Source organism: Polaromonas sp. P1_F1 (genome assembly GCF_056405795.1).
This window is the reverse complement of sequence record NZ_JBFUBJ010000011.1, coordinates 1-15211: the sequence shown is the minus strand read 5'-3', so window position 1 is coordinate 15211 and position 15211 is coordinate 1. Positions and strand designations below refer to the sequence as shown.

Annotated in this window: 15 protein-coding genes; 3 read left to right on the top strand and 12 right to left on the bottom strand. The window is 62.4% G+C overall.

What is annotated here, in order from left to right; translation table 11 throughout:
- Nucleotides 1-43 precede the first annotated feature (43 nt).
- The 9 genes from AC1DZE_RS21755 to AC1DZE_RS21715 all read right to left on the bottom strand — a co-directional run bounded on the left by AC1DZE_RS21755 (nucleotide 44) and on the right by AC1DZE_RS21715 (nucleotide 9703).
- Nucleotides 44-796: a YbaK/EbsC family protein gene (locus AC1DZE_RS21755; RefSeq protein WP_477671882.1), complete on the bottom strand. Its 753-nt coding sequence runs from the start codon at nucleotides 794-796 to the stop codon at nucleotides 44-46.
- Between the two features lies 1 nt (nucleotide 797).
- Nucleotides 798-1718 (bottom strand): hydroxymethylglutaryl-CoA lyase, encoded by a 921-nt coding sequence (locus AC1DZE_RS21750; protein WP_477671883.1) that lies wholly within the window; start codon nucleotides 1716-1718, stop codon nucleotides 798-800.
- Between the two features lie 26 nt (nucleotides 1719-1744).
- Nucleotides 1745-2203 (bottom strand): DUF3592 domain-containing protein, encoded by a 459-nt coding sequence (locus tag AC1DZE_RS21745; protein WP_477671884.1) that lies wholly within the window; start codon nucleotides 2201-2203, stop codon nucleotides 1745-1747.
- Between the two features lie 36 nt (nucleotides 2204-2239).
- Nucleotides 2240-3169: a 2-hydroxyacid dehydrogenase gene (locus tag AC1DZE_RS21740; RefSeq protein ID WP_477671885.1), complete on the bottom strand. Its 930-nt coding sequence runs from the start codon at nucleotides 3167-3169 to the stop codon at nucleotides 2240-2242.
- Between the two features lie 36 nt (nucleotides 3170-3205).
- The gene (locus AC1DZE_RS21735) at nucleotides 3206-5197 is read right to left on the bottom strand and encodes an acetyl/propionyl/methylcrotonyl-CoA carboxylase subunit alpha (protein WP_477700535.1); all 1992 of its coding nucleotides are present in this window, start codon (nucleotides 5195-5197) and stop codon (nucleotides 3206-3208) included.
- Entirely contained in the window at nucleotides 5190-5855 is a 666-nt protein-coding gene (locus AC1DZE_RS21730) for a DUF4126 domain-containing protein (protein WP_477671887.1), read from the bottom strand. The genes AC1DZE_RS21735 and AC1DZE_RS21730 overlap by 8 nt, the downstream gene beginning before the upstream one ends.
- A 214-nt stretch (nucleotides 5856-6069) precedes the next feature.
- Nucleotides 6070-6849, bottom strand: a complete 780-nt coding sequence (locus tag AC1DZE_RS21725) for an enoyl-CoA hydratase/isomerase family protein (protein ID WP_477671888.1) — start codon at nucleotides 6847-6849, stop codon at nucleotides 6070-6072.
- Nucleotides 6846-8036, bottom strand: coding sequence for a dienelactone hydrolase family protein (locus tag AC1DZE_RS21720; protein WP_477671889.1), 1191 nt, complete (start codon nucleotides 8034-8036; stop codon nucleotides 6846-6848). The genes AC1DZE_RS21725 and AC1DZE_RS21720 overlap by 4 nt, the downstream gene beginning before the upstream one ends.
- Nucleotides 8037-8080: 44 nt before the next feature.
- Nucleotides 8081-9703 carry a carboxyl transferase domain-containing protein gene (locus tag AC1DZE_RS21715; RefSeq protein ID WP_477648222.1) on the bottom strand — a complete coding sequence of 541 codons (1623 nt, stop codon included), beginning with the start codon at nucleotides 9701-9703 and terminating at the stop codon, nucleotides 8081-8083.
- A 181-nt stretch (nucleotides 9704-9884) separates the two neighbouring features.
- Here AC1DZE_RS21715 and AC1DZE_RS21710 point away from each other — a divergent pair, with 181 nt between their 5' ends.
- Nucleotides 9885-10919: an AraC family transcriptional regulator gene (locus tag AC1DZE_RS21710; RefSeq protein ID WP_477671890.1), complete on the top strand. Its 1035-nt coding sequence runs from the start codon at nucleotides 9885-9887 to the stop codon at nucleotides 10917-10919.
- Between the two features lie 41 nt (nucleotides 10920-10960).
- Here AC1DZE_RS21710 and AC1DZE_RS21705 read toward each other — a convergent pair whose 3' ends face one another.
- Both AC1DZE_RS21705 and AC1DZE_RS21700 read right to left on the bottom strand, forming a co-directional pair.
- Nucleotides 10961-11266 carry a hypothetical protein gene (locus AC1DZE_RS21705; protein ID WP_477671891.1) on the bottom strand — a complete coding sequence of 102 codons (306 nt, stop codon included), beginning with the start codon at nucleotides 11264-11266 and terminating at the stop codon, nucleotides 10961-10963.
- Nucleotides 11263-12672 carry an MFS transporter gene (locus AC1DZE_RS21700; protein WP_477671892.1) on the bottom strand — a complete coding sequence of 470 codons (1410 nt, stop codon included), beginning with the start codon at nucleotides 12670-12672 and terminating at the stop codon, nucleotides 11263-11265. The genes AC1DZE_RS21705 and AC1DZE_RS21700 overlap by 4 nt, the downstream gene beginning before the upstream one ends.
- Before the next feature lie 520 nt (nucleotides 12673-13192).
- Here AC1DZE_RS21700 and AC1DZE_RS21695 point away from each other — a divergent pair.
- Together AC1DZE_RS21695 and AC1DZE_RS21690 are read left to right on the top strand one after the other, a co-directional pair.
- Nucleotides 13193-14119, top strand: a complete 927-nt coding sequence (locus tag AC1DZE_RS21695; protein WP_477674652.1) for a sigma-70 family RNA polymerase sigma factor — start codon at nucleotides 13193-13195, stop codon at nucleotides 14117-14119.
- A 115-nt stretch (nucleotides 14120-14234) separates the two neighbouring features.
- Nucleotides 14235-14450 (top strand): helix-turn-helix domain-containing protein, encoded by a 216-nt coding sequence (locus AC1DZE_RS21690; RefSeq protein WP_477700534.1) that lies wholly within the window; start codon nucleotides 14235-14237, stop codon nucleotides 14448-14450.
- Here AC1DZE_RS21690 and AC1DZE_RS21685 read toward each other — a convergent pair.
- Nucleotides 14445-14933 carry a hypothetical protein gene (locus tag AC1DZE_RS21685; protein ID WP_477700533.1) on the bottom strand — a complete coding sequence of 163 codons (489 nt, stop codon included), beginning with the start codon at nucleotides 14931-14933 and terminating at the stop codon, nucleotides 14445-14447. The genes AC1DZE_RS21690 and AC1DZE_RS21685 overlap by 6 nt on opposite strands.
- Between the last annotated feature and the right edge of the window lie 278 nt (nucleotides 14934-15211).

Below are 15211 nucleotides of genomic sequence, written 5' to 3'. Positions count from 1 at the left end.
GGTGCATTACCGGCTACCGGCTTCATCGTTGTGTTCTCGCCGGTCATGGCTGCATCGCAGCCATGCGCTGCCCTATGGATGTCCAGATATGGCGTTTAGCGGTGTCGTCAGCCCCACTCCACTGCGCGATTTCATCGCGCGTGCGAAAGCAGCCTTCGCACAGGCCCGACGCCGCGTTCATGCGGCACACGGAAATGCAGGGCGACGGAACGTCCGGCTCATTATCGAGTGTGGCCGCGCGCAGAGAGACCAGTTCGATCGCGTGCTTGCGCGCCAGTTTGTCTTCGTCCACATTCACCGCAAAGTCTGCCACCGGCGCGCCCGTCAGCAGCTCAAGCTCCTGCGGCGACAGCTGGAACACCGCATGCGGATGGCCCGCGGCCGCCCACACGGTTTCAAAGCGGAACAGCGAGCGGTCAATCAGCGTCACGGAGGGCGTGGCATGCGCCAGCGGCGACACACCGCCTATGGAGAACCCCGTGCGCGCCTTCACAAACTCCGCATCGGCCCGTGCCAGGCGCTTGCCATCGATACACACCATGGCCTCGACCTTTTTTTCATCAACCCGCTGGTCGCCGGACGTCACCACCAGCACGGCGGCATCGTCAGACTTTCGGCGAAAAATAATGCTCTTGGCAATCTGGCCCACCTGCACACCCAGTGCATCGGCTGCCTGCTGCGCGGTGCGCGCGGCATCGTCGAGCATGACGGGTGCATGCAGGTGGCCGCTGTCCAGCAGTACAGCGGCAACCCGCTGCACGCCCTCCGGTAACGCTTTCAGTTCAGCACCACACATGTCAATTCATTCGTTTGTTAAGAAGCGCGGTTGCCGCGCGGGAGTTCGGCTTGCGCCCGAGAAAATCGCTGATGAATTTTCCTGCATCAATGAGCTTGTCCAGGTCAATGCCCGTCTCAATGCCCATGCCATGCAGCATGTACACGACATCTTCGGTCGCCACATTGCCGGTAGCACCCTTGGCAAACGGGCAGCCGCCCAGGCCGGCCGATGAGGTGTCGTATTGCCATACGCCCATCTGCAATGCCATGAGCGTATTGCCCAGCGCCTGGCCGTAGGTATCGTGAAAATGCCCGGAGACATCGTCGATGTCGAAATGTTTGAGCGTCGCCTCCATGGCGCGCTGCACTTTGAGCGGCGTGCCCACACCAATCGTGTCAGCCACCCCCACATGCTGCACGCCTATGCCCTTCATCAGGCCGGCGAGCATGCTCACACGTTCAGGCGCAATTTCACCTTCATAGGGGCAGCCAACGGTGCAAGACATCGCGCCCCGCACATAAATGCCTTTTTCACGCGCAGCTTCCACCACGGGGCGAAATCGCTCAATGCTTTCGGCGATCGAGCAGTTGATGTTCTTCTGGCTAAAGGCTTCGCTGGCCGCGCCGAACACCACGATCTCGTCGGGCCACAGCTCGCGCGGCGGCGCAATCGCGGCTTCAAAGCCTTTCATGTTGGGCGTCAGCACCGAATAGCGCACACCCGGCTTGCGCTTGATGCCGGCCATCACCTCGGCGTTGTCGGCCATTTGCGGCACCCACTTGGGCGACACATAACTTGTGACTTCGATCTCTGTGAGGCCGGCATCCTGCAGGCGGTGCACCAGCCCGATCTTCACCGCGGCAGGCACCTGGGCTTTTTCGTTCTGCAAGCCGTCGCGCGGGCCGACATCGACAATTTTGACTTTGGAGGGCAAGGACATGGTTTTTCCAGTATTCGATTTCAAGGTCAGGCGGCCGCAGGTGCCGCGCCGCGCGGGCGCAACCACAAAAGCAGCCAGCCGGCCAGCACACCCAGCGCACTGAACAACAAAAGAACCCCACCGATAAAGCCCTGCACCAGCACCGACCCCACAATCTGGGCCTGCACCGGGTCTTGTGCCGGGTAACGCACCTTCACGGCTTCACCGACTTTGTGAATGGCGCCGCCCTGGCGCACCAGAGGATCAGCCACACGCAGGGTACGGCCATCGTGTGCGGAAAATTCGACAATGCTTTTCTGGCCCATGCTGAGCTTCAGGCGGGACGCTTCATGTCCCACCACCCGCCCGGCGACCGTGCGGGTGTCGCTGCCAAGGCCCAGGCTCGAGGCCAGCAACCAGGCCGCTCCCAAGGCCGTCAAGCCGCTGGGCACCAGCAACAACCAGCCCAAAACACTGAGCAGTCGGCGAGATGTGGACGATGGCATCAATGAAACTCCGGGGCCTGCGCTTCAACAGCCGCTTCAATAGCCACGCAGTGGATCAACAATACCAGCAACCCGCTCTCCGCGTTCGACGGCACGCACCTTGCCCGCAATCTGGGCAATACTTTCCTCACGCAGCGTGCGGGCCGAGGTGTGCGGGGTTACCGTGACCTTCGGGTGTTTCCAGAAAGGGTGGTCTGCCGGCAGCGGTTCAACATGGAATACATCCAGCGTGGCGCCCGCCAGGTGGCCGTTGTCGAGCAGCGTGATCAGGTCGCCATCGACCAGGTGGCTGCCGCGCGCCACGTTGATGACATAGCCGCCCGGCCGCAACTGCGACAGGGTGTCCAGGTTCATGATGCCCCGCGTTTCAGACGTCAGCGGCAGCAGGCACACCAGGATGCGGCTGGCCGCGAGAAAATCCTGAAAGCCCTGCCCACCCGCATCGCCTGAAAAACACCGCACACCCTCAATCGTCTTGGGCGACCGGCTCCAGCCATTGACCGGAAAATCAAACTGCGCCAATGCACGTCCGACGCGCTCGCCCAGCACGCCCAGGCCCATCACGCCAATGGGGAAATCGGTGCGCAGGCGCGGCTTGCGGTACGACCACTTGCCTTCGGCAATATCGGCCTCATAGCCATCGAGCTCGCGAAAATGGCGAATGACCGCATGGCACACAAACTCGGCCATCTGCACGGACATGCCGGCATCGTCCAGCCGCACCACCGGTACGCCGGCGGGCAGCCGCAGCTTCATCAGCGCATCAACGCCGGCGCCAATATTGAAGATGCCTTTGAGCTTTGGCTGCTCGTCAAAGAACTGCTGGGGCGGCGCCCAGACCACCGCGTAGTCGGCCAGCGCCGCGCCAGTGGACCACAACTCCACCTGCGCATCGGGAAACTCGGCTTTCAGGCCGTCTACCCAAGGCTGGGGTTTGATATCGGAACAGCAAAAACTGATGCGCATGAAAAGAATCCCGTTTGAATCAAAGCAAAGTAAAAATCAAACGGCTATTTTCAACAATTCCGAGCCCTCGCTCACCTGGTCACCCGGCGCATACAGCAACTCCTGCACCACGCCATCGGCCGGCGCGGCAATGGTGTGCTCCATCTTCATGGCTTCCATCACCGCCAGTGGCTGGCCCTTGCTCACCTTGTCACCGGCCTTGACGGCAAACGACACCACCTTGCCCGGCATGGGCGCCGTGAGGCGGCCGCCTTCGGCCTGCGCTTCGCCCGCATGGGCCAGCAGGTCAATCGAAAGGATTTGCGTGGCGCCTTTGGCGGTGAACACATGGTCCAGCTCGCCCTGGGCATACACGGCAGCCGTCATGCGCTGGCCGGCAAACTGCACGTCAATGCCCTGGGCGGTTTCGGCAAACACCAGCGGGCCCGATGCCTCGCCAATCGTGAGGCGCAGCGCACCGTCGTGCAGATAGGCAAGCGTTGCCTTGGCCGGTTCGTCGTGAAATTCAAACTCAAAGCGGCGTTCCATCACCCCATGCGAGCGCCAGCCATCGCGGCGGCTGAAAGGGTCTGCGCCTTCCATGGCCCGCTCATCCAGCAGGGCCTTGGCCACCGCCGCCGCACCCGCCATGGCCAGGCCCACCGGCTCCTGCTTGAAAAGCACGGCTTCTTCGCGCTGGATCAGCGCGGTGTCGAGGTTGGCTTTGGCAAACGACGGGCTGCGCACCACATAGCGCAAGAACTGCACATTGGTGCTCAGGCCCACGATGCGGGTCTGCGCCAGAGCATCGTCCAGCCGGGCCAGCGCTTCTTCGCGCGTGGCGCCATGCACGATCAGCTTGGCCACCATGGAGTCGTAGTAAGGCGAGATCGCATCGCCTTCGCGCACGCCGTCATCCACCCGGACCTGTCCTCTTTCAAATGCCGTGTGCGCCGGCTTCTTGTAGACGTGCAGCGTGCCGGTGGCGGGCAGGAAGTTGTTGTCGGGTGTTTCGGCGCAGATACGCGCTTCGATGGCGTGGCCGTTGATGCGCAGTTGGTCTTGCGCCAATGGCAGTTTTTCACCCGAGGCCACGCGCAGTTGCCATTCCACCAGGTCCAGCCCGGTAATCGCTTCGGTCACCGGGTGCTCCACCTGCAGGCGAGTGTTCATTTCCATAAAGAAGAAATTCATGCTGCCATCTGCGCGCTGCTCGACGATAAATTCCACGGTTCCCGCGCCGACATAATTCACGGCACGCGCAGCGGCCACAGCGGCCTCTCCCATCTGCTTGCGCATGGCTTCGGTCATACCGGGGGCCGGCGCCTCTTCCAGCACCTTCTGGTGGCGGCGCTGCACCGAGCAATCGCGCTCAAACAGGTAAACGTAATTGCCATGCGTGTCGCCAAACACTTGAATCTCGATGTGGCGCGGGCGCTGGGCATACTTTTCCACCAGCACCGCATCGTCGCCAAAGCTGTTGATGGCCTCGCGCTTGCATGAGGCCAGCGCCGCGTCGAAGTCTTCCGTCTTGTCGACCGCGCGCATACCTTTGCCACCGCCGCCCGCGCTGGCCTTGATCAGCACCGGATAACCAATGCGGTCAGCCTCCCGCTTGAGCAGTGCCGGGTCCTGGTCGCTGCCGTGGTAGCCGGGCACCAGCGGCACGCCGGCTTTTTCCATCAGCTGTTTGGACTCGGCCTTCAGGCCCATGGCCTTGATGGCCGAGGCCGGTGGGCCGATAAAGACCAACCCTGCGTCGGCACAGGCCTGCGCAAATTCCTCGTTCTCGCTCAGGAAGCCATAGCCAGGGTGAATCGCCTCGGCACCGGTGGCCCTGGCGGCTTCAATGATGCGCTCCCAACGCAGGTAACTGTCTTTGGGCGCGCTGCCGCCGATGTGCACGGCCTCGTCGCAAAAGCCGACATGCTTGGCGCCCGCGTCAGCGTCGGAATACACCGCAACAGATTGAATGGCCATGCGCCTTGCGGTAGCAGCTACCCGGCAGGCGATCTCGCCCCTGTTAGCGATAAGAATTTTTTTAAACATGGTCGTTCTTTGAGAAAGGAGACTTCAAGGTGAAAGCCGAAGCGGTGCCGGGGTCGGGCCGGCCGCTGAAGATGCGGGCCACGCGGATAAACAGCTGACGCAGGAACCGCCAGCAAACGCGGATCAGCCAGATGCTGAGCGCCAGCACCAGGGCCAGCACCACCACAAACACCAGCGGGTGCGCAATCGCCAGCCACAGGCCGGCCGGCACCAGCGAGTCTTCGACCAGCGAGGCGCCAATATTGCTGAAGGGCTCGGGCGAGGTGTTGATGGCTGCGCGCGTGGTGGCCTTGGCGGCAAAGCTGGTAGCGGCCAGCGTGCCGCCCAGCAGGGCCGCCACCAACGCGCCCAGGCCGTTGTCGGCGCCAAACACGGCGGCTGCAAGCGCCGCACCAGCAGGGATGCGAATCACGCCGTGCACCACATCCCACAGCGAATCCAGCCCCGGAATCTTGTCGGCAAAAAATTCAATGAACACCATGAAGCCGCTGACCCCCAGCACCACCGGGTTGGCCAGCAGGTGCAGGCCCTGCGGAAGCTCTACCCAGCCCATAAACCCTGCCAGCCCGGTGAGCAGCACGACAAGGTACAGGCGCACACCGCTGGCCCAGCCCAACGCACCGGCCAGGGCAATCAGTTGTGCGGTGTCCAGACTCATGGAGCCCCCACGCTTTTCACTTCGTGTAATACGCTGCCCCCCGAGGGGGCGCGAACTTGCTTGGGGCGGCCCGGCGCGGCGCTCATCCGCTGTTCATGCGAGGCACTGCTCAAAAACCAGCGAACGCCGCGGGACCGGCTTTGCCGGACCGCTGGTGTTGCCCCCTCGAGGGGGGAGGCGGCTACACGAAGTGAGCAAGAAACGGGGGGGAGTGTCATATTTGCCAGTTCGGTTTGCGTTTTTGCAGGAAGGATTGAACGCCCTCACGCCCCTCGGGGCTCACACGCACATCGGCAATACTCTCCACCGTCATCTGCACCAGCTCCGGCGTGATGGGCTGGCCGGCCACGTCCTGCACCAGCTGCTTGCACAGCTTCACGGCCTCCGGGCCGGCGTTGACAAGCGCCTTCACAAGCTCGGCCACCTTGGCGTCCAGCGCGTCGGCCGTCACCACTTCATGAACAAAACCAATGCGCAAGGCCTCGGCCGCATCAAAACGTTCGGCAGTCAGAAAATAGCGATGCGCCGCCCGCGCGCCCATGGCGCGGATCACATACGGGCTGATGGTGGCGGGTATCAGGCCCAGCTTCACCTCGCTAAGGCAATACCCGGCCGTGTCCACCGACACAGCCATGTCGCAGGCTGCCACCAGGCCCATGCCGCCGGCATACACGTCGCCCTGTATGCGGGCAATCACCGGCTTGGGGCATTCATAAACAGCCTGCAGCATGGTCGCCAGGCGGCCCGCGTCTTCCAGGTTCTGCGCATGGGTGTAGTCGGCCATGCTGCGCATCCAGTTCAGGTCGGCGCCGGCACAAAAGGCCGTGCCGTTGGCCGCCAGCACAACGCAGCGCACCTCGTCGTGCATGCCCAGCTCGACAAAAGCCTGCGTCATCTCGGCGATGACCTCCTGGTTGAAGGCATTGCGCACGTCAGGCCGGTTCAGCGTGACGGTGGCGAGCGGCCCGCTCAACGTGATCGTGAGGTGGTTCATGGCTGTGTCCAGACGACGTCATCGTCGACGGCGTAAAGTTTGCATTTTTCCGGCGATTTGCGGTTGCAGCTGTCAAGCGCCCGCTTGACCGGGTCGTCGCCGCCCTCGGCCCAGCCCCAGCCGCCGGTGGGCCCGATGGCAAACGCACGGGGAGCATCCTTGGAAAGAAAGACCTTGTAGCCATTCTTGCCCGACGCCGACAAGAAGGGCAACTTTGGCTCTTCAGTAATCGCGGCGAAATCTGTTTTGGGCGGCCGTTCAGTTTTCGGGCTACCGCCAAACCGGGCAAAAACCGGTGAGGGCTGGCTGGGCAGGCCGATTTCATCAAGGAAACGCGTCACTTCCGGCTGCCAGATGGTTTGACCTTTGGTGGCGCCAAACATGCTGTGCGAATCACTGCCAAAAGTTCCAAACGCCACCACCCGCGCCTTACCGCCGCCGGCGTTGTAACGCGCAGCCATCTCCTGCCAGGTGGTGGGTGTGAAGTAGCTGTCGTTATCGCCGTAAAACCAGAGCGAAGGAACGCGTGTGTCTGCCGCATAACCGGCAGCGCCCCTGGCGAGCCCCGTTTCCCATCCGGCGCAGGTCTCCTGCCGCAAGCCGCCCGCGAAATTCACGAGCCCCTTCACGCCGGGGTAGTTGAGCGCACCAAAGGCCAGCGTCGTCCATCCCCCATGCGATTGACCCACGATCAAAATACGGCTCTTGTCTGCATACGGCTGCTCAAGCGCATAGTCCAGCACGGTCTTGACGTCTTCAGCCTGTGTGCGTCCATTGCTTTCCACATTGCAGCCGCCATTGATATAACTTCCGCTGGATTTCGAAAACCCCTGACGCATGGGAACCAGCACCACGTAGCCGCGCTGCAAAAAATACCGCGCCGCAATGACCGGCCGGTAGCGCGACTGAAAGCGCGGGTCACCATAGGCCTTGCCATGGTTGATGACCACCACCGGAAAAGGCCCGGGGCCGTCGGGCTTGTAGATCGTGGTCTCCAGCTCCGTGCTGCCCACAAAGGCTTTTTTGGACACCAGCACGACGGATTCATTGAGCGCCGCATTGAGCTCGGGCTCCTGTGCATGCACCTGGGGCGCGAAGCTGCCGCAGAGCCCCGCCAACAAAAAGGCCCACGCAGCGACTTGCCCGTGCAGTCGCGCATGCGGGGGGGTGATGTCAATGTTGTCCATGCCAGCCTCCATTCGTTTGTCGGTTTTTATTTTCACTCTCGACATTACATTCGGAAGACGCCGAACTTCGTATCGGGGATCGGTTGGTTCAGTGTTGCCGAGAGCCCCAGCGCCAGCACACGCCGCGTATCCGCCGGGTCAATCACGCCGTCGTCCCAGCCGCGCGCGGTGGAGTAATACGGATGCGACTGCTGGCCAAACTGGTCCAGCACGGGCTGCTTGAAGGTGGCCTCTTCTTCGGCGCTCCAGGTGCCGCCCTTGGCTTCAATCGCGTCGCGCTTCACAGTCGCCAGCACGCCCGCGGCCTGCTCGCCGCCCATCACGCAGATGCGCGCGTTCGGCCACATCCACAAAAAGCGCGGTGAATACGCCCGGCCGCACATGCCGTAGTTGCCGGCGCCGTAGCTGCCGCCGATGATCACCGTGAACTTGGGCACCTGGGCCGTGGCCACGGCCGTCACCATCTTGGCGCCGTGGCGGGCAATGCCTTCGGCCTCGTATTTGCGGCCGATCATGAAGCCGGTGATGTTCTGCAGAAACACCAGCGGCACCTTGCGCTGGCAGCACAACTCGATAAAGTGCGCGCCCTTCTGGGCCGATTCGCTGAACAAAATACCGTTGTTGGCAATGATGCCCACCGGCATGCCTTCAATGTGCGCGAAGCCGCAGACCAGCGTGGGGCCAAAGCGCGCCTTGAACTCATGAAACTCGCTGCCGTCGACGATGCGGGCAATCACCTCGCGCACGTCATACGGTTTTTTCGGGTCCACCGGAATCACGCCATGCAGCTCCTGCGGGCTGTGCAGCGGCGGCACCGGCGTGCGCAGGGCCTGGTCGAAGCGCTTGGTTTTGTTAAGGCTGGCCACGGCCTGGCGGGCCAGTGCCAGCGCATGCGCGTCGTTTTGCGCCAGGTGGTCTGCCACGCCTGAAAGCCGCGTGTGCACATCGCCGCCGCCCAGGTCTTCAGCTGAAACGATTTCGCCAATGGCCGCCTTCACCAGCGGCGGGCCGCCCAGAAAGATGGTGCCCTGGTTCTTGACGATGATGGTCTCGTCGCTCATGGCGGGCACGTACGCGCCGCCGGCCGTGCAGCTGCCCATGACCACGGCAATCTGCGCAATGCCCTGCGCGCTCATGTTGGCCTGGTTAAAGAAGATGCGGCCAAAGTGGTCGCGATCAGGAAACACGTCGTCCTGATTGGGCAAGTTGGCGCCGCCCGAGTCAACCAGGTAGATGCAGGTAAGGTTGTTCTGCATCGCCACTTCCTGCGCACGCAAATGCTTTTTCACCGTCATCGGGTAGTAGGTGCCGCCTTTCACCGTGGCGTCGTTGCACACGATCATGCAGTCCACCCCATTGACGCGGCCGATGCCGGTGATGACGCCGGCACACGGCGCGCTGTCGGTGCCGTCGCGGTCAGGGTACATGTCTTTGGCGGCCAGGGGGCCCAGCTCAAGGAAAGGCGTGCCCGGGTCCAGCAGCATCTGCACGCGATCACGCGGCAGCAGCTTGCCGCGCGACACATGCCGCGCCCGCGTGGCCTCACCACCGCCCAGGGCGGCCTTGGCGACTTGCGCGTTCAGGTCATCTACCTGCGCCTGCATGGCGGCGGCATTGGCCTGAAAGTCGGCAGAGCGGGCGTTGAGTTTTGTCTCCAGAGCGGGCATGGCAATTCCTGAAATACGGGTGAAAGGCGCTGAAACGGGGCTGGCCTGCGCCAGACCTTCGGGCGCGTGGACCCTACCTTAGCGCCAGATTAGCGCTAAAGAGCCAGCTTAGCGAAAACCCGCCCCACAGGCACAGCCAATGAGGTTGCAAATCCTGCCACCTTAGCAGAAAATTACCGCCATGCTCACGAAAGCCGCCACAAGGCCCACCAATCCGCCCAAAGCCGCCACCCCCATGGCCTTTGCCAGAAGCATTGCTTCTGCCTACAAACGCTACAACCAAAGCCCCGCAGAAGCCCTGAAGCTGGCACAGATCACGCCAGCGCAGCTCAAACAAGTCAACGCCCACATCACCGCCCGCCAGATGGAGCAACTCTCTGGCGCCGCCATGCAGGAGCTGGACGACGAAGGTCTGGGCGCCTTCAGCCGCAAACTGCCCTGGGGCAGCTACGGCATGCTGGCCCGCGCCTCCATCAGCTCACCGAACCTGGGCGTGGCCCTCAAACGCTGGTGCCGTCACCACGCGCTGATTGCCGACGACATCACCCTGCGCGTGGCCACATCCGGCGATACCGCCGCCATCACGGTCGAAGAAAAAGACCCCGGCCAGGTCGGTGAGTTTGCTTTGGTGCACGTGCTGCGCAACATCCACGGCCTGGCCTGCTGGTATGTGGATTCGCGCATTCCGCTGCAGGCTGCGCGCTTTCCGTTTGCTGCGCCGCCGCATGTAGAGGCCTATGGGTTGATGTTCCCCGGGCCGCTGCAGTTCGACGCCGCGCAGGCGGAAATCCGCTTTGACGCGCGCTACCTGGCCTTGCCGCTGCGGCGTGATGAAAAGGCCCTGCAGCAGATGCTGCAGCGCGCGTTGCCGCTGACGGTACTGCAGTACCGGCGCGACAGGTTGCTGGTAGAGCAGGTACGGCAGGCCTTGGCGAACCCGGCGGTGGCTTCGCACAATGCCGAGACTTTGGCGGCGGCGCTGAACATGTCGGCTCGCACACTGCACCGCCAACTGAAAGAGGAAGGCGCCTCACTGCAGGCACTCAAAGACGGCGTGCGCTTTGAGCAGGCCGGGGAACTGCTTCACCGCACCAGCCAGCCGGTGAAAAAAGTGGCTGCGGCTGCCGGCTTTGGCAATGAGAAAAGCTTTACCCGGGCATTTCGTGCGTGGTCCGGCGTCAGCCCCGGAGAGTTTCGCAAAAACCTGCAGGGCTGACGGGCCTTGATGCGCCCGGCGTTACACCGGACGCACCTCCTTCAGCCAAGGCTGCTGAAAGACCCGATGGGCTGCAGTTCCTGCGTGACGGGCAATTCGTCACAGCGCGCCTTGATGTCTGCCGTGAAGGCCTTGAAGGCCGGCAGCCCGGGCAGCGGGCTTTCAGCTACGCCGTCGCCGTACATCGCCACATGTACAAAGCTCACCCCGTCGGCCAGTTGATGTGTCTGGTAGCTCAGGCCGGCAGGCTTGACGGCCTGCAGCTCGGCATACACGGCGCGAACGAGGCGCTCATTTTCTGCGGCCATTTCGGGCTTGACGCGGTAACGAACGATGACTGCTCTCATACTTTTGCTCCTGTGGGTTGAATAAAAAAGGGTGCCTTGCCGCGCAGCCGAAGGGCTACCGCGGCACCGGCAAGTGAAAGAAGGGCGCAGGCCATTAGCGCCTGGGCAAAGCCGCCACTGAACTGTTGCGCGCTGCCATAGCCGCCCGCATGCGCAAACACCGTGGCTGCAACGGCCACGCCCAGCACGCCGCCGAGCTGCCGCAAGGTCTGGAACAAGCCCGAGGCCTTGCCGATATCGCCCGGCTCCACCTCTGCCAGCACCGCGCTTTGCACCGCCGGCATGGCCATGGAAACACCCATGCCCGTCACCACCATGGGCAGCACCCACAGCGCGTAGGCACTTTGCGGGCCGGCCAGCAGTGCCACCCACGCCACGCCAACGCCCTGCAGGGCCAGGCCAACCACCACCAACTTGCGTACGCCAACGCGCGCCACCATGGCCCCGGCCACCGGCCCGACGAAAAACAGGGTGGCCGTCCACGGCAGCATGCTCAGGCCCGCACCCAGCGGCGTGCGGCCCTGCACCACCTGGAAGAACTGCGCCATGAAAAACAGCGTGCCCATCAACGACGCCGTCATCAAAAAACCCGCCGCGTTGCCCGCCGCAAACACCGGCGAGCGAAAAAGCCTGGGCGGCACCATGGCGTCCCACGCCTCACGGCGCTGCAAGGCCACAAAGGCCGCGCCCAACACGGCCCCCATGCCCAGCGCGCCCAGCACAGGCACGCTGAGCCACCCGCCGTGCGCGCCGCGCATCAGCCCCCACACCAGCCCCAGCAAGGACAGCACCATGAGCACCGCGCCCCGCCAGTCCAGCCGGCCCGGCGTACCCTTGCTTTCGGGCACCTTGCGCCACACCAGCGCGGCCACCCCCAGCGCAAACGGCACGTTGATCCAGAAGACCCATTGCCACGCCAGGCCGTGCACGACCGCACCGCCCGCCACCGGCCCGGCCAGCACCGCCAGGCCGGTGATGCCGCTGAACAGCCCCAGCGCCTTGCCCCGCTGCGCCGGCGCAAACGTCGCCGCCAGCAAGGCCATGGCCAGCGGCAACACCATGGCCGCGCCCAGGCCCTGCAGCGCCCGCCCCGCAATCAGCCAGCCCATGCCCGGCGCCAGCGCACAGGCCGCCGACGAGGCGGCAAACACCAGCAGCCCGCAGGCGTAAACCCGTTTGCGGCCAAAGCGGTCGCCCAGCGCGGCAGCGGTCATCAGAAGCACGGCAAAGCTCAGGCCGTAGGCATTGACCGTCCACTCGAGCGCCTCGACGGAGGCCGACAGCTCATGCCTCAGGGTGTCCAGCGCCGTGGTTACCACCAGCGCGTCCAGCGCCGCCATAAAAGAGCCGGCCGCCGCCAGGCCCAGAACCCAGCGCTGCTGCGCGGTAAAACCTGCTTGATTCATTTGCGTCACTTCATCGCTCCTTGTTGGGAGGCGGCCCACCCCATCCGATGCCATCCAGATGTATGCCCGCCTCTATGCCAAAGACGGCGGCGCCTGGCAAATCGATGCAAAAATATTTTTGCGTGGCCGCGCATCGTTTGGGCTCCGCCCAACGTCTTACTAGGGCCTGTTAACGCTATTTATGCAAATGCGAATGGGGTGAAAACGGCGCCAATCAAGGCGCGCGACGACGCCCAGACCGGGCGTCTGCGCTAGGAGCGCAACGCGGAGTGGCGCCGTTTTCACCCCATTCCCTCCGGGTTGCGATCAAAAAGGCCTTGCGCGGCGTTGCAAAGCCTTGACGGGGTCTACCCCGCCTGCGTTTTGCGCCTTGCTCAAGGCCTTTTTGACTCGCAACGCATCTTGCATAAATAGCGTTAACAGGCCCTAAAGAAAGCCCCCTGGTTTGCCGCAGCCTTTCATCGGCAAAGCCACCCAAGCCCTCACCTCCGAAGCACAATCACCAAGCCAAGGCCCTTTCATGAACGCCACACCCCAATCCACCGCCCTGCCTACAGCACCAGCCGCCACACCCCAGCCGGCCCTGCCTGAGTTCATCACCCTCATGGGCAAGCTGCGGCCCCGGCTGCACCGCTACTGCGCGCGCATGACGGGCTCCATCTTTGACGGCGAAGACATCGTGCAGGACACCCTGGCCAAAGCCGCGCAGGCTTATGACCCGGCCACGGTGCAGCATGCTGAGGGCTGGCTGTTTCGCATTGCGCACAACACCGCCATGGACTTTTTGCGCAGCAAGGCACGCGAAGAAGTGCACCTTGCCGATGAAGAGCCCGACACCACCGCCGACCCCTACGCCAGCGCCGAGCTGCGCCATGCCACCACGGCAGCGCTGCGCACCTTCATGCAGCTGCTGCCGGCCCAGCGCAGCGCGGTGATCCTGGCCGACGTGCTGGGCTACGCGATGGACGAAGCGGCAGAGGTGATGAACGTGAGCCTGCCCGCCATCAAGGCATCACTGCACCGCGGCCGCCTGCGCTTGCGCGAGCTGGCACAGCAACCACAAGACAAAGTCCCACCGCCTGCTTTGTCGCCGGCAGACCAGGCCCTGCTCACCGAATACGCGGCCCGCTTTAACGCGCGAGACTTTGACGGCCTGCGCGACATGCTGGGCGACCAGGTACACCTGAACCTGGTGGCACGTCTGCAACTGGACGGCAAGGCCCATGTGGCCGAATACTTTGGCCGGTATTCAGCCGTGACAGGCGTGATGCGCGTCACACCCACCAGCATTGAAGGCCGGCCGGCCATCTGGCTACACCAGGAGAGCGATTCCACGGTCAATGGCGACTACATCGTGGGGCTTGAGTGGCGAGACGGGAAGCTCATCACGATTCGCGACTTCAGGTATGCGTTTTACTTCGATGATGGGGTGCTGTTTGGTATTTGAGTGCGGACCATTGGGCAGGCATTGATTGACGAGCAGTTGGCAGTCCGGCGGCTGGCGCATGCCGCGGAAACGCTGACGGTGCACCCTGCGTTGGCAGCTTGGGAAGGGTGCTGCTTTGCTGCAGCAGCTCAAGGATGAGGTGCGGTTTGAGAAAATGAAGGAGCTGTTGCTTCGGACTTCAAAGGCGATCAAGCAGGTGGCGGAAGTGTCGTGGTTTCGCAATAAGAAAAGCTTCAACAGAGCATTTCGCCAATGGACAGAAACTGCAGCAGCAAAATTCCGCAGAATCAAAGACACGAGGTCTAGGCGCCAATCGTGCGGCTATCTATAGGCGATCTAAGTCGAGGAAAGAATTCACAATTGATCTAGTGACTCCCGCGCCCATGATCATGGCGTCCAAATGTCGAACAGCACCGTCGAGAAGTAACTCTCGGTTTCTCTGAAGAATCGCTCTTGCTCGCTCTCTATTCATTCTCGCAGTCGCCAGCACACAGATCTTCAATGCATCTCCCAAATGGTTCTTGCGATATCGCTTCTTATCCTGCAGCATTCTCTCTGTTTCATTGATAAGTTCAGCCGCATAGTCTTTGCTTTGATCAACTAATTTCAGTTTCCAGCCATCCATGCGTGTCTGGTCCCGCCCCTTGATACGAAAAGCTTTCTCGTGCAACAAAATGGACTTACTAAGGTCAAGGGGAGTACCGGTCCGAGAGTGCGCTCTAAATGCGACGGCTCTCTCAAGATCAGACTCACGAACCAAGTCAAACTCTTGTCCGGTGCTTTTGCAAATAGCGGCAAGATCATCAATAAGCACGCGTATCCCACTAATCTCCGCGTCGAACACTGTTGAATTCCGTCGAAATCTGATCCATTTAGCGCAGTAATTTCCATCCAAAACTGACCCACGTAGGCACTACCCTGCTTGTTTTAAAAGCAGGGGGAAATTAGGAGTGATAGACGTGGCGACATTGAATGTCATCAGACGTTGGGCATTGCGGGATCAGATGTCCATTCGCGAGATCTCAAGGCGTACAGGCCTGGCTCGCAACACAATAAAGAAGCACCTGCGATCGGAAGAGAGCGAGCCCAAGT

What these genes read in the sequence shown, in the direction of transcription:
- AC1DZE_RS21720 (WP_477671889.1), bottom strand. Translation starts at nt 8,036, where the DNA reads ATGGACAACATTGACATCACCCCCCCGCATGCGCGACTGCACGGGCAA.
- AC1DZE_RS21705 (WP_477671891.1), bottom strand. Translation starts at nt 11,266, where the DNA reads ATGAGAGCAGTCATCGTTCGTTACCGCGTCAAGCCCGAAATGGCCGCA.
- AC1DZE_RS21695 (WP_477674652.1), top strand. Translation starts at nt 13,193, where the DNA reads ATGAACGCCACACCCCAATCCACCGCCCTGCCTACAGCACCAGCCGCC.
- AC1DZE_RS21710 (WP_477671890.1), top strand. Translation starts at nt 9,885, where the DNA reads ATGCTCACGAAAGCCGCCACAAGGCCCACCAATCCGCCCAAAGCCGCC.
- AC1DZE_RS21745 (WP_477671884.1), bottom strand. Translation starts at nt 2,203, where the DNA reads ATGCCATCGTCCACATCTCGCCGACTGCTCAGTGTTTTGGGCTGGTTG.
- AC1DZE_RS21755 (WP_477671882.1), bottom strand. Translation starts at nt 796, where the DNA reads ATGTGTGGTGCTGAACTGAAAGCGTTACCGGAGGGCGTGCAGCGGGTT.
- AC1DZE_RS21700 (WP_477671892.1), bottom strand. Translation starts at nt 12,672, where the DNA reads ATGAATCAAGCAGGTTTTACCGCGCAGCAGCGCTGGGTTCTGGGCCTG.
- AC1DZE_RS21730 (WP_477671887.1), bottom strand. Translation starts at nt 5,855, where the DNA reads ATGAGTCTGGACACCGCACAACTGATTGCCCTGGCCGGTGCGTTGGGC.
- AC1DZE_RS21735 (WP_477700535.1), bottom strand. Translation starts at nt 5,197, where the DNA reads ATGTTTAAAAAAATTCTTATCGCTAACAGGGGCGAGATCGCCTGCCGG.
- AC1DZE_RS21750 (WP_477671883.1), bottom strand. Translation starts at nt 1,718, where the DNA reads ATGTCCTTGCCCTCCAAAGTCAAAATTGTCGATGTCGGCCCGCGCGAC.
- AC1DZE_RS21725 (WP_477671888.1), bottom strand. Translation starts at nt 6,849, where the DNA reads ATGAACCACCTCACGATCACGTTGAGCGGGCCGCTCGCCACCGTCACG.
- AC1DZE_RS21740 (WP_477671885.1), bottom strand. Translation starts at nt 3,169, where the DNA reads ATGCGCATCAGTTTTTGCTGTTCCGATATCAAACCCCAGCCTTGGGTA.
- AC1DZE_RS21715 (WP_477648222.1), bottom strand. Translation starts at nt 9,703, where the DNA reads ATGCCCGCTCTGGAGACAAAACTCAACGCCCGCTCTGCCGACTTTCAG.